General features: G+C 65.7%; 17 protein-coding genes. 6 read left to right on the forward strand and 11 right to left on the reverse strand.

Annotated elements, in window-relative coordinates; translation table 11 throughout:
• The first annotated feature begins 366 nt into the window (after window positions 1-366).
• On the forward strand, window positions 367-1,077 hold the full coding sequence (locus tag AUL28_RS05545) for a GcrA family cell cycle regulator (RefSeq protein WP_062230945.1): 711 nt from the start codon (window positions 367-369) through the stop codon (window positions 1,075-1,077).
• 246 nt (window positions 1,078-1,323) lie between these two features.
• Entirely contained in the window at window positions 1,324-1,581 is a 258-nt protein-coding gene (locus AUL28_RS05550) for a DUF3297 family protein (protein WP_062217548.1), read from the forward strand.
• Window positions 1,582-1,705: 124 nt separating this feature from the next.
• Here the strand turns inward: AUL28_RS05550 and phoB are convergent, their stop codons facing one another.
• The 8 genes from phoB to AUL28_RS05590 form a co-directional block, all read right to left on the reverse strand.
• A complete protein-coding gene (phoB, locus tag AUL28_RS05555) occupies window positions 1,706-2,437 on the reverse strand; it encodes a phosphate regulon transcriptional regulator PhoB (RefSeq protein WP_058601883.1) in 732 nt (243 codons plus the stop codon).
• A 5-nt stretch (window positions 2,438-2,442) separates the two neighbouring features.
• Window positions 2,443-3,162 (reverse strand): phosphate signaling complex protein PhoU, encoded by a 720-nt coding sequence (phoU, locus tag AUL28_RS05560; protein ID WP_058601882.1) that lies wholly within the window; start codon window positions 3,160-3,162, stop codon window positions 2,443-2,445.
• 60 nt (window positions 3,163-3,222) lie between these two features.
• The gene (pstB, locus tag AUL28_RS05565) at window positions 3,223-4,032 is read right to left on the reverse strand and encodes a phosphate ABC transporter ATP-binding protein PstB (RefSeq protein WP_058635088.1); all 810 of its coding nucleotides are present in this window, start codon (window positions 4,030-4,032) and stop codon (window positions 3,223-3,225) included.
• Window positions 4,033-4,049: 17 nt separating this feature from the next.
• Window positions 4,050-5,375, reverse strand: coding sequence for a phosphate ABC transporter permease PstA (pstA, locus tag AUL28_RS05570; RefSeq protein WP_062230946.1), 1,326 nt, complete (start codon window positions 5,373-5,375; stop codon window positions 4,050-4,052).
• Entirely contained in the window at window positions 5,375-6,850 is a 1,476-nt protein-coding gene (pstC, locus tag AUL28_RS05575) for a phosphate ABC transporter permease subunit PstC (RefSeq protein ID WP_062230947.1), read from the reverse strand. Before pstC ends, pstA begins: the two co-directional genes overlap by 1 nt.
• Window positions 6,851-6,967: 117 nt before the next feature.
• Complete coding sequence (locus tag AUL28_RS05580; RefSeq protein ID WP_062230987.1) at window positions 6,968-8,014, reverse strand: PstS family phosphate ABC transporter substrate-binding protein; 1,047 nt, start codon at window positions 8,012-8,014, stop codon at window positions 6,968-6,970.
• A gap of 145 nt (window positions 8,015-8,159) precedes the next feature.
• Window positions 8,160-9,452 (reverse strand): ATP-binding protein, encoded by a 1,293-nt coding sequence (locus AUL28_RS05585; protein WP_192843407.1) that lies wholly within the window; start codon window positions 9,450-9,452, stop codon window positions 8,160-8,162.
• A 128-nt stretch (window positions 9,453-9,580) separates the two neighbouring features.
• Window positions 9,581-10,561: a hypothetical protein gene (locus AUL28_RS05590; protein ID WP_062230949.1), complete on the reverse strand. Its 981-nt coding sequence runs from the start codon at window positions 10,559-10,561 to the stop codon at window positions 9,581-9,583.
• A gap of 247 nt (window positions 10,562-10,808) precedes the next feature.
• On the opposite strand from AUL28_RS05590, the gene AUL28_RS05595 reads away from it, so the two are divergent.
• Both AUL28_RS05595 and AUL28_RS05600 read left to right on the forward strand, forming a co-directional pair.
• Window positions 10,809-12,689, forward strand: coding sequence for a glycoside hydrolase family 15 protein (locus tag AUL28_RS05595; RefSeq protein WP_244493420.1), 1,881 nt, complete (start codon window positions 10,809-10,811; stop codon window positions 12,687-12,689).
• Window positions 12,676-13,491 carry an SDR family oxidoreductase gene (locus AUL28_RS05600; RefSeq protein WP_062217559.1) on the forward strand — a complete coding sequence of 272 codons (816 nt, stop codon included), beginning with the start codon at window positions 12,676-12,678 and terminating at the stop codon, window positions 13,489-13,491. The genes AUL28_RS05595 and AUL28_RS05600 overlap by 14 nt, the downstream gene beginning before the upstream one ends.
• Window positions 13,492-13,548: 57 nt before the next feature.
• Here the strand turns inward: AUL28_RS05600 and AUL28_RS05605 are convergent, their stop codons facing one another.
• Both AUL28_RS05605 and AUL28_RS05610 read right to left on the reverse strand, forming a co-directional pair.
• A complete protein-coding gene (locus AUL28_RS05605; protein WP_062230950.1) occupies window positions 13,549-14,247 on the reverse strand; it encodes a DUF1013 domain-containing protein in 699 nt (232 codons plus the stop codon).
• 115 nt (window positions 14,248-14,362) lie between these two features.
• The gene (locus AUL28_RS05610; RefSeq protein ID WP_062230951.1) at window positions 14,363-15,364 is read right to left on the reverse strand and encodes an NAD(P)H-quinone oxidoreductase; all 1,002 of its coding nucleotides are present in this window, start codon (window positions 15,362-15,364) and stop codon (window positions 14,363-14,365) included.
• 388 nt (window positions 15,365-15,752) lie between these two features.
• On the opposite strand from AUL28_RS05610, the gene rcdA reads away from it, so the two are divergent.
• Window positions 15,753-16,277 (forward strand): protease adaptor protein RcdA, encoded by a 525-nt coding sequence (gene rcdA / locus AUL28_RS05615; protein WP_058635083.1) that lies wholly within the window; start codon window positions 15,753-15,755, stop codon window positions 16,275-16,277.
• Window positions 16,278-16,429: 152 nt separating this feature from the next.
• Here rcdA and rpmE read toward each other — a convergent pair whose 3' ends face one another.
• Window positions 16,430-16,651 carry a 50S ribosomal protein L31 gene (gene rpmE / locus AUL28_RS05620; RefSeq protein WP_058601872.1) on the reverse strand — a complete coding sequence of 74 codons (222 nt, stop codon included), beginning with the start codon at window positions 16,649-16,651 and terminating at the stop codon, window positions 16,430-16,432.
• A 166-nt stretch (window positions 16,652-16,817) separates the two neighbouring features.
• Between rpmE and AUL28_RS05625 the strand changes: the two genes are divergently transcribed.
• Window positions 16,818-18,629, forward strand: coding sequence for an ABC transporter transmembrane domain-containing protein (locus AUL28_RS05625; protein ID WP_082640276.1), 1,812 nt, complete (start codon window positions 16,818-16,820; stop codon window positions 18,627-18,629).
• Window positions 18,630-18,792: the final 163 nt, after the last annotated feature.

Here is an 18,792-nt window from a genome sequence, read left to right on the forward strand (position 1 = left end):
CATGGACATTGGCGATGACGGCGGCCCGACAGGCGGCCGGAGCGGGCGAAATCGAAGTGCCTCGCAAGGGCCAGCCTATACCATGGGGACGACGCGAATTGTCAACGAAAGCCGAAGTTTCGGCACTTGGGCCCAGCAAGGACTTCCGCGCGCGTCATTCTTCCGCCATAAGCTGTTGAAAAGCGGATGAAATGATTCGGGCGACGGCGAGGTCTCTTGCCGCCCTTCGCGCTTGCGTTCTAGAAACGTCTCGGACACCAGATTTCGTGTGGGAAGCCCCGCCGATCCGCAAGGGATCGATGGGTGCCTTGGATGTTGGCGACCGCGCCGCCCGCCCGCAGCGACTTGAGTACGAGGAGTCTGTTCATGAGTTGGACCGAGGAGCGCATCGAGCTGCTCACGCGTCTTTGGGGCGAAGGCCGCAGCGCCAGCCAGATCGCGGCGGAACTGGGCGGCGTCACCCGCAACGCCGTCATCGGCAAGGTTCACCGGCTGAAGCTGGACAACCGCCCCAAGGGCGGATCGGACGAGAGCGTCGCCGAGATCACCCCCGCCGCCATTCCGGTGGCCGTCGCCGCACCCTCGCCGGCCCCGGTGCCCGAGCCCGTCGTCGTCGTGGCGCAGGCCCCCGCGCCGCGCCCGGAGCCGGAGGCCGCCCCCGTGCCGCCGAGGCCAACGCCGGCCCCATCCATCGCGCCAGCGGCCGCGCCTGCCCCGGCCGCACCGCGCATCCTGACGCCGACCTTGCCTTCGACGCCGCCGTTGCGCGCACCCATGCCGCAGCGCCAGCCGATGGTACATTCCATCGGCGCGACCGCGCTGAAGATGTCTCCGGAGACGGACGCATTCGAGGACGCGCAGATCTTCGGCCATTCCGAAGGCGGCGAAGTGGTGCCGATGTCGCGCAATCTGACGCTGGTGCAGCTGTCGGAGCGCACCTGCAAATGGCCGCTCGGTGATCCGCTGAGCCCGGATTTCCGCTTTTGCGGCAACCACTCGCAGGACTCCTCGCCCTACTGCAAGCACCACGCGCGCATCGCCTTCCAGCCCGTCTCGGAGCGCCGCCGCGTTCGCTAACTCAACGGTGGGCTTTCTCAGACCCTGATGTGAGACCCGGCAGCGCCAGCGGCCGGGTTTCTTTTTGCTCCTCGCTCGCGAGCGCCGCGCCCATCTCCTCGCCACCGAGAAACCGTCTCCCGCTGCGCGCCGTCATGCTCTATGGAGGGGCACCGGATGCACATCGGAGGGCGAAGGCCCGGCGCGCGAAGGCGTGCAGCCCAAAGCCGTTTCGCATCCCTTGTCCCTACGTCAGAAGGCCATGCCATGACCGATACACCGACCTTGCCCGACCGCCTCGCGATCGATCCGGACAGCCCGCATTACGACGAGGCGCTTCTGGCGCGCGGCATCGGCATCCGCTTCAACGGCGCGGAAAAGACCAATGTCGAGGAATATTGCGTCAGCGAAGGCTGGGTGCGCGTGGCCGCCGGTAAGGCGAAGGACCGCCAGGGCAAGCCGCTTCTGATGAAGCTGAAGGGCACGGTCGAGCCCTATATCAAGGACGACGCAGCCGAGGGCTGAGCCCAAGCGGTCGAGCGGGCGGGATCGGTGCCCGAGGGCGCTTCTCACTCCTCAAACAACAACGGCGCGACAAGCCCCTGCTTGCCGCGCCGTTTTCGTTTCGAACCCGCTTGCGGGAAAGCCGTCAGCTGGCTTCCGCGCGCTGCGCCGAGGCCGGACGCGGGCTGGTGAAATTCTCGTCCAACGAATAGCCCGCGCCGCGGACGGTGCGGATCGGATCGCGCTGGCGCCCGCGATTGATCGCCTTGCGCAAACGGCCGACATGCACATCCACCGTGCGCTCGTCGACATAGATGTCCCGCCCCCAGACGCCGTCGAGCAATTGCTCGCGCGAGAAGACGCGGCCGGGCGACTGCATCAGGAATTCCAGGAGGCGGAACTCGGTGGGTCCGAGCTTGACCTCCCGCCCGGCCCGGCGAACGCGGTGCGTTTCGCGGTCGAGATCGAGATCCCCGGCGACGAGCTGGCTGGAAATGCGTTCCGGCTTCACGCGCCGCAGCATGGCGCGCACGCGGGCCATCAGCTCGGGCGTCGAGAAGGGCTTCACGACGTAATCGTCCGCGCCGACCGACAGGCCGCGCACCCGCTCCGACTCCTCGCCGCGCGCCGTCAGCATGATGATCGGCAGGCGCTCGGTCTCCGGCCGCGTGCGAAGACGCCGGCACAGCTCGACGCCCGACAGGCCCGGCAGCATCCAGTCGAGCAGGAGCAGATCCGGCACGGCTTCCTTGAGCCGCAGATCCGCCTCGTCGCCGCGGGCGATCACATCGACCTCGTAGCCCTCGGCCTCCAGATTGTAGCGCAGAAGAACGCCCAGAGCGTCCTCGTCCTCGACGACCGTGATCCTCGGCCCCATGGCGCTTACCCGTTCGCGCCGGGCATGGGCGCGGCGATCGAGGGCGTCGAGTCGCTCTTGGGACGCTCGGCCTCCATCTGCGTGCCGGTCTTGATGTAGTAGACCGTCTCGGCGATGTTGGTCGCGTGGTCGCCGATCCGCTCGATATTCTTGGCCGAGAAGAGAAGATGCGTGCAGGCCGTGATGTTGCGCGGATCTTCCATCATATAGGTCAGGAGTTCGCGGAACAGCGAGGTGTAGAGCGCGTCGATCTCGGCGTCGTGGGCACGGATTTCCAGCGCACGCACGGCGTCGCGCGTGGCGTAGACGTCGAGAACGTTCTTCAGCTGCTCCAGCGCCAGTTCCGACATGTGCTCGATGCCGCGCACCAGCTGAACCGGCTGCTTGTGATCGTTCACCGCGATGACGCGCTTGGCGATGTTCTTGCCGAGATCGCCGATCCGCTCCAGATCGCTGGAGATTCGGATCGCGCCGACGATCTCGCGCAGATCCTGCGCCATGGGCTGGCGCTTGCCGATCGTCATCACGGCGCGCTCGTCCACCTCGCGCTGGAGCGTGTCGAGAAGGATGTCGTCGGCGACGACGGACTGCGCGAGGCCCCAGTCCGAGCGGATCAGCGCCGACACGGCCTGTTCCACCATGCGCTCGGCCTGGCCGCCCATTTCGGAGATGCGGCGCAGAATGAATTTCAACTCGTCATCATAGGAGGAAACGATGTGTTCCATGATGCGAACTCCCTGTTCTGGCGGGGTCGGCCGCGCGCGGCGGCGCGGCCGGGCGCGAGGTTAGCCGAAGCGGCCGGTGATGTAGTCCTGCGTGCGCTTGTCGTCCGGGTTCTGGAACATCTTCTCGGTCGGTCCGACCTCGACGATCTTGCCCAGATGGAACATGGCCGTGCGCTGCGACACGCGGGCGGCCTGCTGCATGGAGTGCGTCACGATCACGATCGTGAAGTTCTGCTTCAGCTCGTCGATCAGTTCCTCGACCGTGGCGGTCGCGATCGGGTCGAGCGCCGAGCAGGGCTCGTCCATCAGGATCACCTCGGGCGACACCGCGATGGCGCGCGCGATGCACAGGCGCTGCTGCTGGCCGCCCGACAGGCCCGTGCCGGCGTCATGAAGGCGGTCCTTCACCTCCTGAAACAGGCCGGCCTTGCGCAGCGAGGTGACCACGATCTCTTCCAGATCGGTCTTCGACTTGGCGAGCCCGTGGATTTTCGGCCCATAGGCGACATTCTCGAAGATCGACTTCGGGAACGGGTTGGGCTTCTGGAACACCATGCCGACGCGGGCGCGCAGTTCCACCACGTCGATCTGCGGGTTGTAGATGTCCTCGCCGTCCAGCGTGATCAGGCCCTTGACCTTGGCGCCCTCGACCGTGTCGTTCATGCGGTTGAGCGAGCGCAGGAAGGTGGACTTGCCGCAGCCCGAAGGGCCGATCAGCGCCGTCACCTGCCGTTCGTAGACGTCGAGATTGACCTCGAACAGCGCCTGTTTCGCGCCGTAGAAGACCGAGACGCTCTCGCCCTTCATCTTGCTGGCGAAGGCGGGCGTGCTGGTCTTCGGGGCGGCGGTCAAATGAAGATTTTCCATCATATAAATTCCGATCGTTCCTACCAGCGACGCTCGAAGCGACGACGAAGCAGAATGGCGGTGACGTTCATGACCGCCAGGAAGAGAAGAAGCACGATGATGGCGCCCGAGGTGCGCTCCACGAAGGCGCGCTCGGCCTCGTTGGCCCACATGTAGATCTGCACCGGAAGAGCGGTCGCGGGGTCCATGGGCGTTGCGGGATAGTTGGCGACGAAGGCCACCATGCCGATCAGGAGGAGCGGCGCGGTTTCGCCCAGCGCATGGGCGAGACCGATGATCGTGCCCGTCAGAATGCCGGGCATGGCCAGCGGCAGCACATGCTGGAACACGGTCTGCATCTTGGACGCGCCGAGCCCCAGGGCGGCGGCGCGGATCGAGGGCGGCACGGCCTTCAACGCGGCGCGGGTCGCGATGATGATCGTGGGCAGCGTCATCAGCGTCAGGACGAGGCCGCCGACCAGCGAGGCCGAGCGCGGCAGGCCCATCCAGTTGATGAAGACGGCGAGACCCAAGAGGCCGTAGACGATCGAAGGCACAGCCGCGAGATTGTTGATGTTCACCTCAATGAGGTCGGTGAAGCGGTTCTTGGGCGCGAACTCTTCCAGATAGATCGACGCCGCGACGCCGATCGGCAGAGCCAGCACCAGAACGATGCCCATCATGTAGAGCGAGCCGATCAGGGCGACGCCGACGCCCGCCGTCTCGGCGCGGGCGGAAGCGCCGAAGGTGAAGAGCCCGGTGTTGAAGCGCTGCTCCATCGCGCCCTTGGCTTCGAGATCGTGGATCCAGGCGAGCTGCTGGTCCTTGATCGGACGGCGCGCTTCCGGGATCGACAGATCGAACTGCCCCTTCACGGCCGAGTCGACCGTGGAGTTGGCGTAGACCCAGACATCCTGCGTCGTGCCGATGATGGAGAGATCGTCCAGTACCATGTTGGCGAGCTGGGCGCGCACGCCCTGCGACACGAGCTGCATGGCCGAGGCGACGGCGGCCCGGTTGTTCGGATCGATGCCGAGTTCCTTCACCAGCGCGTCCTGCACGAGGCGCGGGTAATTCACCGTGCGCAGGATCGTCGGATCGGCCTTGGCCTTGTCGTTCGGGTCGATGATGCTCTTGGAGAAGGTGATCGGCAGGCGGATCTGGGTCTGGAAGAAGGCCGTGTAGCCCTGCCCGATCACCGTCCAGAGAAGGATGGCAAGGAAGATCATGCCGATGGCGATCGCACCCTGACCATAGAAGCGGAAGCGTCGTTCGGCGGCATAGCGACGGCGCAGGCCGATGTCGCGCCGCGCAGGGCGCGCGGAGGTCGGAACGGCGTCCGAGCGGGAAATCGTCGTATCGCTCATCAGTCGTACTGCTCCCGGTACTTGCGCACGATGGCAAGGGCGATGATGTTGAGGATCAGCGTCATCACGAAGAGCGTGATGCCGAGCGCGAAGGCCACGAGGCTCTGCGGCGAGGTGAAGTCGAGATCGCCCGTGAGCTGCGAGACGATCTTGACCGTCACGGTGGTCATAGCCTCAAACGGGTTGAGTGTGATGTTGGCCGCGATGCCGGCCGCCAGAACCACGATCATGGTCTCGCCGATGGCGCGCGAGGCGGTGAGCAGCAGCGCCGAGACGATGCCGGGCAGCGCCGCCGGCAGCACGACCTTCTTCACCGTTTCGGAGGGCGTGGCGCCCAGCCCCATCGAGCCGTCACGCAACGAGCGCGGCACGGCGGTGATGATGTCGTCCGAGAGGGACGAGACGAAGGGGATCAGCATGATGCCCATCACGAGACCGGCGGTCAGGATCGACTGCGCCTGGATGAAGCCGGTGAAATTGCCCGTCAGCAGCCCGTTGATGTCGGCCGAAATGTCGCGAAGGAAGGGGCCGACCGTGATCAGCGCGAAGAAGCCGTAGACGATGGTCGGAATGCCGGCCAGCACTTCCAGCAGCGGTTTCACGATGGAGCGCACCCGGCTCGACGCATATTCGGCCATGTAGATGGCGGCGAACAGGCCGACCGGCACGGCGAAGAGCATGGCGACGAAGGCGATATAGAGCGTGCCCGCCAGAAGCGGGATGATGCCGAACTGCCCGGCCGCCTGCGACCCGGCGGCGGCAAAGCGCGGCTCCCACACCGTTCCGAAGAAGAAGCTCGAGGGCGAGATACGGCTGAAGAAATCGATGCTCTCGAACAGCATCGAGCAGACGATGCCGACCGTGGTCAGAATGGCGATCGAGGAGCAGAGGATCAGGAAGACCTTGACGATCCGCTCGACCTTGTTGCGCGCGCGCAGACGAACCGCGATGCGGGACAGGGACAGGAAGAGCCCGGCGACCGCAACCACCAGAACGGCGCCCGTCATGGCCAGACGGCTCACGTCCTCCATGTGGTTCTTTTCGACGGCGATCGGAACCATCGCGTCCGTCGCGCCGCCCGGAAGCGGAATGCCGCGACGCTCGAACAAGGGCTTGATCTGGGCGATGCCGGCTGTCTCGAGGCCCACCTGCTCATCGGCGGGAAGCGCGCGAATGCCTTGGCCCAGCGAGCGCACGAGGCTGCGGCCGAGCGAGGCGGAGGCGCTCTGAGTATCGGCTTCGATGCGGCGCTCGACGGTGGAGAAGACGACGATGGGCGAAATCGCGAGCCAGGCGGCCATCAGCAGAAAGGCCGGGACCACGGCCCAGGAGAAGACGTAGGACCCGTGATAGACAGGGCGCGAATGGATTTTGGCGCCGGGCGCATCGGGCAGCGCCGCGCCTTTGCGGCGTCCCAGCACGAAGCCCACAAGGCCAATCGCCAGAACAATCAGAATGAGAGCAAATACGGACACCGTTCGCCGTCCCCCGAAGGATCATCAGCCTCGCGCTTCCCCTCTCAGGTCGCGGCCGGCTGGCGGTGAAAGTGAAGAGGCCGACCCTTGGGCCGGCCTCCCATCGAAGAAGATGGATTATTCGGCGATCGTGGTGCCGGCTTCGAAAGCCTTGCGGGCTTCTTCGCGCTGCGCCTCAGGGGCCGGCACGAGGCCGTACTGGGCGAGCGGGCCGTCGGGGCCGATCATCTGATCGTCGAGCCAGAAGGTCACGAATTCCTTGAGGCCCGGAACGACGCCGAGATGCGCCTTCTTGACGTAGAAGAACAGCGGACGCGACACCGGATACTGCCCGGAAGCGACGGTCTCGACCGAAGGCGTGACGCCCGAAACGGTGGCGACCTTCAGCTTGTCCTGGTTCTGGTCGTAGAAGGCTAGGCCGAAGACGCCGACGCCCTGCGGGTTGGCGGCGATGCGCGCCAGGGTCTCGGTGTAGTCGCCGGCAACGTCCACGGCCTTGCCGTCGTTGCGGATCTGGTGGCACTGCTTCTCGGCGGCCTTGTCGTCCATGCCGGCCTTCTTGAAGGCTTCGAGCGCGCCGGAGGACTTGCAGCCGGCGACGACCGTCTTTTCTTCGAAGACTTCGCGCGTGCCGTGGTTCTCGGCCGGGATGAAGGCGATGATGTCCTGGTTCGGCAGCGAGGCGTCGACATCCGACCACTTGGCGGCGGTGTTGTCCACGACCTTGCCGTCCTTGACGACCTTGGCGGCCAGCGCCTTGAAGATCGTCTCCGGCGTCAGGACGAAGCTCGGGCCGGACGCCGAGGAGGCGAAGACGATGCCGTCATAGCCGAAGCGAACCTGCTGAATTTCGGTCACGCCGGAATCCTTGCAAGCCTTCTTCTCGGAGTCCGAGATCGGGCGCGAGGCATTGGCGATGTCGACCGTCTCCGGGCCGACGCCCGCGCAGAACTGGCGGAAGCCGCCCGACGTGCCGCCCGACTCGACGACCGGGGTCGGGAAGTCCGGGAAGATTTCGCCGAAATTCTGCGCCACGATCTGCGCGTAGGGCAGAACGGTCGAGGAACCGGCCGCATGAACCGGCTGCGTGCTCTGCGCGAAAGCCGCGCCGGTCGTCATGACGGCCGCGCCGAGAGCGAGCGTGGCGAAGAGGGACTTGATCACAGGCGTTTCTCCATCGAAACGTTTCGAATGCGAACCGCCGGGCAAGATCAAAGGACGCGGCGTTGTTCGATGCCGGTCTAGCCGGCCGACGCAACCTGTCTATGACAAAGCCATATCCGATTTATGACAGTCTAAGCTGTTGATTTCACGCAGCCTTACCGGACGACCTCACAGAAGCCAGCCGGAAGCGCACCGAGAATGTCGAGCCTTGCCCGGGAATCGAGGCGATCGATAGCCGTGTGTTGTGGCGTATCAACACGTTTCGCACGATGCTGAGGCCGAGGCCCGTGCCCCGCGCCCGCGCGCTTCCGTCCTCCACCCGGTAGAAGCGCTCGGTCAGACGCGGCACGTGTTCGGGCGCGATGCCCCGGCCGAAATCGCGCACGAAGGCCTCGACCGTGTCGGACCCACGCGTCAGGCCGATCTGGATGCGCCCGCCCCCGTCGCCATATTTCATGGCGTTTTCAGCGAGATTGCCGAAGACCTGAACCAGTTCATCATGATCGCCATTGACCAGCGCTTCGCCCTCGTCCAGCCCGACGAGTTCCAGCGTCAGATCCTTCTCCGCTGCGGTCGGCGCCGATTGCTGCGCCACGACGCGCAGAACGGAAGCGATGTCGGCTCGCTCGCCCGGCTCCAGCCGGCGGCGCATCTCGATACGCGACAACGACAGGAGATCGTCGATCAGGCGCGACATGCGCCGGGCCTGATCCTGCATGATGTCGAGAAACTGCGCGCGCGCCTTGGGGTCGTCTCGCGCCGGGCCTTTCAGCGTTTCGATGAAGCCCGAAAGCGAGGCCAGGGGCGTGCGCAATTCGTGGCTGGCATTGGCGACGAAATCCGTGCGGATCTTCTCGATCCGGCGCATCTGCGTGCGGTCGCGAAACAGCGCCAGGAAGAAATGCGTCTGCGCTTCGCCGGGCATGGGCATCGGAAGGATATCAACGGCCCAGGCGCGGTCGGAGGGCGCGCGCTCGGCATATTCGGTCAGCTGCGGCTCGTCCGCCTCGATCGCCTCGGCCATGGCGGCGATGAATTCGGGCGCGCGAAAGCGCATGGCGATCGGATCGCCCAGCACCATGTTGCCGAAGGTCTGAATGCCAACGGCGTTGGAGAAGCGCAGCGCAAGGTCGCGGTCCAGAACGAAGGCCGGCTCGCGCATCGCGTTCACCACGCTCTTGACGCTGGCATTGGGCCAGAGCGGCGCGACCTCGCCGACCTTGCCGGCCTTGGCTCGAAGCGAGGCGCGCGCGCTGCGCTGGATCAGCTCGACCAAGGCGCTCAGCACCAGAACCCCGCCGACGACGGGGCGCAACTGCGGAATCACCCAAGCCGCCCAGACGAGCGCCCCGACCAGAACCAGCGTGGAAAGCGAGATAAAACTGCCACGACGCGCACCGCCGCCGGGTAAGCCTGTCTCGGTCATGCCAATGGACATCATCGCTCCGCTTGCGCATCCCGATCGAACAAGCGACACGATTCGCATGTTCGCTCGTCAATCAGATGACAGGAAGCGGTCATTTCTCACGAAAAATCGAGAGCAAGTTTCAGCGGCGTCGCGGCAGCTCAGCCGAGCTGGCGCAGCCGCAGGGAATAGATGTCCACATCGTTGGTCTGCCCCGCGACACCCGGCGCAATGGCGATGCTCGTATCGTTGCTGGCCACGGCCGGAACGGTGACATCGAAGACGAAGGCCTCTTCCGGCATGTCGGTGGTGAAGCGCTGGCTGTCGCAGAAGCTTCGGCTGCCGACGAGGCAGCGAACGGAGAATTCGCGCGGCGTGCCATCGGGCGAACCGGCGATGATTTCGATGCGCACGTTTCGCCCGGCGATCTGATGCAGCGTCCCCGGCCCGACCGCCAGAAGCGCCTCGTTCGGGCTGCCGGCCGGCGCCGAAATGCGCACGGCCTCGCGCGCACTGTCCTTTTTCACCGCCTCGATGCGCCCGCCCGCGGGAGTCGAGAGACGTTCGAGGTCGTTGCCGTCGAACACGTCGATCCAGGCGAGCTTGGGAAGCGTATCGACCGCTTCCGTGGAGCCCGTGACCTCCGGGGTTTCGCGGCCGCGCAGCGCGCCCGTGATGGCATAGGCGAGAAGCCCCAGCCCGAGCGCCAGAAGAGCGGCCAAGGCAGGCACCTTCCAGCTTGGCAAAGCGCGGGTCTTTTCGTCGGATGCGCGCGGCCGGCCCGGCGTCCAGCCGTTATCCTCGCCCCGCTCGTCCCGCACGTCACCGTCCGGCGCGGCGTGCGGATGAGCTTCATCCGTCAGCCGTTCCTCATAGGGCTCCGGCTCGTGTTCATCAGGATGGGGTTCGGCGGAATAGCTCTGCGGCGCAAAGCTTTGCGGCGCGAAGTCGGCTTCCACGCGGTTGATCGTCTCGGCCAGGCGCGAGCGCTGCTCGTGAGCGACCCCCTCCTCCGCGCCCCGCGCCTCCAGCATCCGCTCCAAGGCCCGTTCGGAGGCGGCATAGATGCTCTCCCGAAAGGCGGGATCGCGCGCGTCGCCACCTTCGAGGGCTCGTCGCAGGCTGTCTTCCATGGCGCTCATAGTCACTCCGAACTGCGTCAGCCAGCGGGGGTAAGGTACGCTTACCTCCGCTGCTTCGAACGTCGTGGATACTGAAAGCAGGCGGATGGAGCAATTGAAAGGCGCGCATCCCGTTCGCCTTGCCTTTTTACGTAAAAGGTCAGCCGCCTTCCCCACGGGCCTTCCGCCGCGCGAGACCCCCGAACTGACTTTACTTCCCGGCCAAACGACCAATGTGTCACGCCTGCCCGACCAACAGGTTTTTGTGATGCAGTCCGCTTCCGCCCCCGCGCTGCCGAACCCGATTTCCGCCCATGGCGTGATCGGCGACATGAACACCATCGCCCTCGTGGCGCAGGACGGGCGGATCGATTTCTTCTGTCATCCCAATGTCGACTCGCCCAGCCTGTTCGCCGGGCTGCTCGACACCGACAAGGGCGGCGAATTCCGGCTCTGGGCCGAAGGTGACGCGCTGACCTGTCGGCAAATCTATCTGCCCGACACCAATATTCTCCTCACACGCTTTCTGGGCGCGAACGGGATCGGCGAGATCACCGATTTCATGCCGACCGATGGCTCGGGGCGCATCGTGCGCCGGGGCAAGGCGATCATGGGCCCGGTGCGCTTTCGCGTACAGATTCGCCCGCGCCCCGAATACGGCTCAATCCACCCGGACTTCCGAGCCATTCCTGGCGGCTTCGCCGTGTCTTGGGACCGCGCGTCGGATGGCGGGCGCGAAGAGGTCTTCTTCTATTCCTCGATCCCCTTGCAGGTCGAGAACGGCACGATTTCGGGCGAGGTGGACCTGAAGGAGGACGAGTCGGTCTATGTGATCTTCTGCCCCGGCCGGAAGGACGCACCGAAGATCGAGCCCGGATACGCGCGCGCCGCCTTCGGGCAGACGCGCGAATTCTGGCACCGCTGGGTGAAACAAGGGCGCTATCCCACCTTCTGGCGCGAGCTGGTGGTGCGCTCGGCGCTGACGCTCAAGCTGCTGACCTCGGCGAGCCATGGCTCGATCGCGGCCGCCGCGACGTTCGGCCTGCCGGAGGTCGTGGGCGGCGAGCGCAACTGGGACTATCGCTTCTGCTGGGTGCGCGACAGCGCCTTCACGCTCTACGCCCTGTCGCGGCTGAACTATTTCGACGAGGCGGAAGCCTTCATTCATTTCCTGATGGAGCGCATTGTCGAGCCGCATGAGGATGTCGAGTCCGGCCTCCAGATCATGTACGCGATGGACGGCGCGGAGAAGCTGCCCGAAGTTTCGCTCGACCATTTGAGCGGCTATCTCGGCTCGCGCCCGGTGCGCGTCGGCAACGCCGCCTATCGCCAGCGCCAGATGGACATTTTCGGCGAGTTCATGGACGCGGTCTATATCGCGACCAAGGCGCGCGGAAAGCCGGCCTATGCGGTCTGGGCCAAGCTGTCGCGGCTGATGGACTGGCTCTGCGACCACTGGCACCTGCCCGACAAGGGCATCTGGGAAAGCCGGGGTGAGGACCGCGAATATCTGTCCTCGCGCCTCATGTGCTGGGTGGCGCTCGATCGCGGCATGAAGATCGCCGAGCAGGAATCCCTGCCGGCCGACATTCTGCGCTGGCGCTCCGAGCGCGACGCGATCCAGCGCAGCATTCTGGAGGAGTTCTGGAACAAGGACCTGGGCGCCTTCACCCAGTTCAAGGGCTCCTCCACGCTCGACGCCGTGGTTCTCCTGATGCCGCTGGTGAAGTTCATCAACCCGCGCGACCAGATGTGGACCTCGACGCTGAAGGCCGTGCAGGCCAATCTCGTCCATGACTGCCTCGTCCGGCGCTACATCAACACCGACGAGAACCATGACGGGCTGGAGGGCGAGGAAGGCTTCTTCACCATCTGCTCCTTCTGGTATGTCGAGGCCCTGGCGCGCTCCGGCTTCGTGGCGGAAGCCCGACTTCTGTTCGAGAAGCTCCATTCCTACGCCAATCACCTCGGCCTTTATTCCGAGGAACTCTCCACGTCCGGCGACCATCTCGGCAATTTCCCGCAGGGGCTGACGCACCTGTCGCTGATCTCGGCCGCGATCTGGCTCGACCGGGCGCTGTCGTCGCATTCCGACGACCCCGTGAACGCCTCCCATCAGATGATCGAGGACCCCGATGGCATCTACTGATCTTCATTCCCTTCACGGCCAGACAGCGCTCGTGACCGGCTCCTCCTCCGGCATCGGCGAGGCGATCGCGGTGGAACTCGCACGCGCCGGCGCGGATATCATCGTGAACTATCGCGGCTCGGCCGACAGCGCGAAGGGCACGGTGGACAGCGTCGAGGCGCTGGGCCGGCGCGCCGTCGCGGTGCAGGCCGACGTTTCGGTCGAGGCCGATGTCATCGCCATGTTCGATCAGGCGGAAGCGGCGCTGGGGCCGCTCGATATCGTGGTGTCGAATGCCGGCTTGCAGCGGGACTCAGCCATCGCCGACATGTCGCTGGACGACTGGAACACGGTGATCTCCACCAATCTCACCGGCGGCTTCCTGGTCGGGCGAGAGGCGATCCGGCGCTTTCGCAAGAAGGGACTGCGTGAGGATGTCAGCCGCTCGCTCGGCAAGCTCCTCTTCGACAACTCGGTGCATCAGCGCATTCCCTGGGCTTTCCGCGTCAATTACGCAGCCTCCAAGGGAGGCTTGCGGCTTCTGATGGAATCGCTGGCGCAGGAGGTCGCGCACGAGAAAATCCGCGTCAACGCCGTCGCCCCCGGCGCGATCGCGACCGCCATCAATCAGTCGGAGCGCGAGAAGCCGGGCGGCTTGGAGGCCATGCTCAAGCTCATTCCTTATGGGCGCATCGGCGAGCCCGCCGATATCGGACGCGTCGCGGCCTTTCTCGTGTCGGACGCGGCCGACTACATCACCGGCCAGACGCTGTTCACCGACGGCGGCATGACGCTCTATCCCGAGTTTCGCGGCAACGGCTGAAACGAGAAAGGCGGCCCCGGAGGCCGCCTTTTTTTCATTCCGCGATGCCGACGCGCCTCAATAGGCTTCGTCTTCGCTTTCCTCGGGCTCGGTGCGACGCATGGAGGAGAGCTTGGCGAAGACGGCGGCCGCGTCCAGCTCTCCGTCGTCCTCGCGCGGGGCGGAACGGTAGTTCTGCGTCTGTGCGGCCGACAGGAGACGCTCTTCCTCGGCGAGTTCCTCCGGGCGGGGCATTCCGCGCGAGGCCTTCTCGACTTCCAGATCGAGGTCGATCTGCGAGCACAGTCCGAGCGTCACCGGGTCCATCGGCTGGAGATTGGCCGAGTTCCAGTGCGTGCGCTCGCGGATCTGCTCGATCGTGTGCTTGGTCGTGCCGACGAGGCGCGAGATCGCGTTGTCCTTTAGCTCGGGATGGTTGCGCACCAGCCAGAGGATCGCGTTCGGACGGTCCTGACGCTTGGAGACGGGCGTGTAGCGCGGCCCCTTGCGCTTGGCCTCGGGCACGCGAACCTTGGGCGGCGCGATCTTGAGCCTGTGGCGCGGGTCCTTTTCCGCGCGCACGATCTCGTCGCGCGTCAGCTGCCCCGTGATGATGGGGTCCATGCCCTTGATGCCCTGCGCCGCTTCGCCATCCGCGATCGCCTTCACCTCGAGCGGGTGCAGGGTGCAGAATTCGGCGATCTGCTCGAAGGACAGCGAGGTGTTGTCCACCAGCCAGACGGCCGTGGCCTTCGGCATCAGGAGCTGCTGAGCCATGGGTAATAGTCTCCTAGTGGCCCCCCGGGAAGGCGGGCTGTGGTCATGCCACGAATGCGGGAATTAACGCGAACTATAGGGGGTGCCAGCCGCAATCGCAAGGAAGTCCGGCGATCTATTGCCGGCCCGTCACGAGCACGATCTTGCCGATATGGTCGCGCTCCATGTGCCGATGCGCTTCGGCGGCCTCCACCAGCGGATAGGTCGCCTCGATCAACGGGCGCACGCGGCCCGATTCGAGATGCGGCCAGACCTTCTCGCGCAGATCCGCCGCGAGAGCCGCCTTGAAGGCATGGTCGCGCGCCCGCAGGGTCGAGCCGGTGAGCACGAGGCGCTTCTGCATGACGAGGTTCAGATCGATCTCCACCTTCGCTCCTTGCAGAAAGGCGATCTGCACGATGCGCCCATCGACCGCCGCCGCCTGGAGATTGCGGTTCGTATAGTCGCCGCCCACCATGTCGAGCGTCAGATCGACGCCATGCCCATCCCGCCAGCTCTTCAGCGCCGCCACGAAATCCTCACGGCGATAGTCGACCGCGAGATCGGCGCCCAGCGCGCGCGCGGCTTCGGCCTTTTCCGGGCTGCCCACCGTCGTCGCCACATGCGCGCCGAAAGCGTGGGCCAGCTGGATCGCCGTGGTGCCGATACCGGACGTGCCGCCATGCACGAGGAACGTCTCGCCCGCCACGAGCCGCCCGCGCTGGAACACATTGTGCCAGACGGTCAGGAAGGTTTCGGGAATGGCGGCGGCTTCGCTGAAGCTCAAAGCGCCGGGGATCGGCAGCGCGGTGCCTGCATCCGCAAGTGCGAATTCCGCGTAGCCCCCGCCCGGCAGAAGCGCCATGGCCGTGTCGCCCTCGCGAAAATTCGAGACGCCCGGCCCGACGGCGGCCACGCGCCCGGCGACCTCCAGCCCCGGCCAGTCCGGTGCGCCTTCTGGCGCGGGATAATAGCCCTTGCGCTGGAGAATGTCGGGCCGGTTCACGCCGCTTGCATGAACCTCGATCAGGATTTGCCCCGCGCCCGGACGAGGCACGTCGACTTCGCGCGGCACCAGAACCTCGGGCTCTCCGTGGCCATCGAGGGCGACGATCGACATGGTGCGCGGCAGGGTCATGGGCTCGGTGCCTTTCAAAGGGCATGAATGGGCGGCGCGGTTGCGCTGCCCAACGTGGTGAGCAGGAAAGATAGGGTTTGTGTCGAGAATCGCGAGCCGCGCTAACCAAGCATTTACCCTGTCTGGATAAAGCTGTGATTGTCCAATTCGTTGGATGGCGACCCTGATGGTTGTCGACGTCTCCCTGTTGAAACTTGATAGAGCCGCTTCGTGCGGCTCTCTTTTTTCCAGGTGACGGGACCTGTGCGTCCGCTCGGCCGTTAACCAATTCGCAGCGAATGGGGTTGCGCCTGAGGGAGCTTGGGTAGAGGGTTTTGCGTAACGAGTTCGTCCGGCAGATGGCCGCACGAACCATGCAACGATTCCTCCCGAGGCTGGTTCTCCCCTGATGACACAAAAGCCGTCCGATCAGACCTCATTCCAGACCGTTCGCATCGCGGAGCGCCTCGCCTTTTCGGCGTCGTTCCAGCCGATCTTCGATACGGGCATGAATCTGGTCGATGAGACTGCGGCCTATCTCGACGGAGATGGGCGCCGGGACGCCAAATCCCTCTCGAGGGGTGCCGCGACCCTTTACGCCGCCGAGTCCATGCGCCTGACCACGCGCCTCATGCAGGTTGCCTCCTGGCTGCTGCTCCAGCGCGCCGCGAACCAGGGCGACATGTCGCGCTCGCAGGTCGAGGCCGAGAAGGGCAAGGTGCGGCTCGACAGCGAAGCGGAGGGCGTGGATTCGCCATTCTATGACGAGTTGCCGGTCTCCTTCCGTGGCCTCGTCGAGCGCGCCCTGCTTCTGGAGCGGCGCATCGCCATGCTCGATCGCGAAATCTACGGCTCGCCCGCGCCGGAACCGGACGTGGTTCACAATCCGGTCGGCCAGCAGATCGACCTTCTGCGCACCGCCTTCGCCATGTAATTCCGCCACGCCGCAAAGCTGGCCAGTTTTACGCCGCCGCGCCTTCGGGTTCGGCGGCGTTTTCGTATGCGCCGGACTGGTGAGAGAACCACGCAGGCACAAAAAAACCCGGCGCGATGGCCGGGCTTTTTCGAAACACAAAGGTCGGCAGATTAGATGCCGAGGCCTTCGTAGCGCTTCTTGAAGCGCGACACGCGGCCACCGCGATCCAGCATCTGCTGGTTGCCGCCGGTCCAGGCCGGGTGGCTGGTCGGGTCGATGTCGAGGTTCAACTTGTCGCCAGCCGCGCCATAGGTCGAGCGGGTCTGGTACTCGGTGCCGTTCGTCATGACGACGGTGATGTTGTGGTAGTCGGGGTGAATGTTCTGCTTCATGATGCCCTCACAGCCGATACGCGCTCGCACTCACCAAGCCCGTCTGGCCGCCCCGAGGGAATCGGACCAGGCGAACTGGAATGAGGAGCGCGATCGCTTTCAAATTCAAGGGCGAGCCTATACATGAGGGGGGGTTAGCGCACAAGGCCGCAAAGGCGATCCCATCTTGGCACGATCCGACGAGAAGAGCGGGGGCGAAAAAAGGCCCCGCACGCTGAAGCCCCTCGCCCGTCTTTGGCCCTATGTCAGACGCCACCGAAAGCTGGTGGCCGGCGCGCTGTTCTTTCTGACACTCGCCTCCGTCACGACCTTGTCCTTCCCGCTCGCGGTGCGCCGCGTGGTGGATCACGGTTTCATGTCGGGCGACACGGGCTTCGTGGACACGTATTTCGCCACCCTCGCCGTGCTCAGCCTCGTGCTCGCGCTGGCCAGCGCCGGGCGCTATTATTTCGTGATCACGATCGGCGAGCGCATCGTGGCGGAGCTGCGCAAGGACGTGTTCTCGCATGTCATGCGCCTGTCGCCGGGCTTCTACGACCGCAATCTTTCGGGCGAGATCGTCTCGCGGCTGACGGCCGACACGGTGCAGATCAAATCCGCCGTCGGGGCCACGGCCTCGCTGGCGCTGCGCAACATCATCCTGTTTCTCGGGGCCATCGCCATGATGGCCTATACGAGCCCCAGCCTGTCGCTGGTGGTGATATCGGCCATTCCCCTGATCGTTCTGCCTCTGGTCGCCTTCGGGCGCTCCGTGCGCCGCCGCTCGCGCGCCGCGCAGGATCGGCTGGCGAGCGCCAGCGCCTATGCGGGCGAGGCCATCGGTGCGGTGCGCGCCGTGCAAGCCTTCACCGCCGAGCCGGCCGCCCGCCGCCGCTTCGGCCAGGCGGTGGACGAGGCCTTCGAGGCCGCCCGCCGCTCAGTCACGGCGCGCGCCTTTCTCACCGCTTTCGCCATCTTTCTCATCACCGTCTCGATCATCATCGTGCTCTGGATCGGCGCGCATCGCGTCGTCGCGGGGGCGATGACGGCCGGCACGCTCGGCCAGTTCCTGCTTTATGCTGTCTTCGCCGCTTCCAGCCTTGGGCAGCTTTCGGAAGTCTGGGGCGAGTTGACGGCGGCCTCGGGCGCGACGGAGCGCCTGTCCGAGCTTTTGGAAGAGGAACCCGCCATCGCCTCCCCGGCGGTCCCGACGCCCCTCCCCTCCCCTGCGCGGGGGCGCCTGCAGTTCGACGCCGTGTCCTTCCGCTATCCGGGCGCGCCGGAGCGGCCAACGCTCAGCGAGGTCGATTTCGATATTCGCCCCGGCGAGACCGTCGCGCTGGTCGGCTCGTCGGGCGCGGGCAAGTCCACCGTCTTCGCGCTGATCGAGCGCTTCTACGACCCGAGCGAAGGCCGCGTGCTGCTGGACGGCGTGGATATCCGAGAGGCCGATCTGCGCGAGCTTCGGGCGCGCATCGCCTTCGTGCCGCAGGATGCCAGCATCTTCGCTGGGAGCGTCGCCGACAACATCGCCTTCGGGGCCGACGACGCGCCGAGCGAGGCGATCATCGCGGCGGCCCGCGCCGCACAGGCGGACGGGTTCGTTCAGGCCCTGCCGGAGGGCTACGACACCGTGATCGGCGAGCGCGGTGTCACGCTCTCGGGCGGCCAGCGCCAGCGCATCGCGATCGCCCGCGCCATTCTGCGCGATGCGCCGGTCCTGCTCTTGGACGAGGCGACCTCGGCGCTGGATGCCGAAAGCGAGGTGCTGGTGCAGCGCGCGCTGGAAGGGCTGATGGGCCAGCGCACGACGCTCGTCATCGCGCACCGTCTGGCCACAATCCTGAAGGCCGACCGCATCCTGGTCATGGATGGGGGACGCATCGTGGAAGAAGGCACCCATGCCGCGCTCATCGCACGCGGCGGGCTGTATTCACGCCTCGCGCGCCTTCAGTTCGACGCCGGCCGCGAAGCGCTGGCTTCGACGGCGGCGGAGTAAGGCACGAACGGAAGCTCGGAAGGCGTCCCGGTAGGACGCCTTCCGGGTGTCTGTGTAGCGATCATTCCCCGGAAGGGCTCGGCCGCACCGTCAGCTGAAAAAATGACAGGCGCGCTCGCCTACGTCCGGTTCGCGCCTGTCATCACCTTTCGAGCAGCCGCGT

Origin of the sequence: Aureimonas sp. N4 (assembly GCF_001463925.1) — a bacterium.
GTDB lineage: Bacteria > Pseudomonadota > Alphaproteobacteria > Rhizobiales > Rhizobiaceae > Aureimonas > Aureimonas ureilytica_A.

Bases quoted from the DNA above. Each gene is read 5' to 3' on its own strand.
- rpmE (WP_058601872.1), bottom strand. From the start codon at position 16,651: ATGAAGCAGAACATTCACCCCGACTACCACAACATCACCGTCGTCATG.
- phoB (WP_058601883.1), bottom strand. From the start codon at position 2,437: ATGGGGCCGAGGATCACGGTCGTCGAGGACGAGGACGCTCTGGGCGTT.
- AUL28_RS05590 (WP_062230949.1), bottom strand. From the start codon at position 10,561: ATGAGCGCCATGGAAGACAGCCTGCGACGAGCCCTCGAAGGTGGCGAC.
- AUL28_RS05600 (WP_062217559.1), top strand. From the start codon at position 12,676: ATGGCATCTACTGATCTTCATTCCCTTCACGGCCAGACAGCGCTCGTG.
- AUL28_RS05550 (WP_062217548.1), top strand. From the start codon at position 1,324: ATGACCGATACACCGACCTTGCCCGACCGCCTCGCGATCGATCCGGAC.
- phoU (WP_058601882.1), bottom strand. From the start codon at position 3,162: ATGGAACACATCGTTTCCTCCTATGATGACGAGTTGAAATTCATTCTG.
- pstB (WP_058635088.1), bottom strand. From the start codon at position 4,032: ATGATGGAAAATCTTCATTTGACCGCCGCCCCGAAGACCAGCACGCCC.
- AUL28_RS05610 (WP_062230951.1), bottom strand. From the start codon at position 15,364: ATGACCCTGCCGCGCACCATGTCGATCGTCGCCCTCGATGGCCACGGA.
- AUL28_RS05595 (WP_244493420.1), top strand. From the start codon at position 10,809: ATGCAGTCCGCTTCCGCCCCCGCGCTGCCGAACCCGATTTCCGCCCAT.
- AUL28_RS05545 (WP_062230945.1), top strand. From the start codon at position 367: ATGAGTTGGACCGAGGAGCGCATCGAGCTGCTCACGCGTCTTTGGGGC.
- rcdA (WP_058635083.1), top strand. From the start codon at position 15,753: ATGACACAAAAGCCGTCCGATCAGACCTCATTCCAGACCGTTCGCATC.
- AUL28_RS05605 (WP_062230950.1), bottom strand. From the start codon at position 14,247: ATGGCTCAGCAGCTCCTGATGCCGAAGGCCACGGCCGTCTGGCTGGTG.
- AUL28_RS05585 (WP_192843407.1), bottom strand. From the start codon at position 9,452: ATGTCCATTGGCATGACCGAGACAGGCTTACCCGGCGGCGGTGCGCGT.
- pstA (WP_062230946.1), bottom strand. From the start codon at position 5,375: ATGAGCGATACGACGATTTCCCGCTCGGACGCCGTTCCGACCTCCGCG.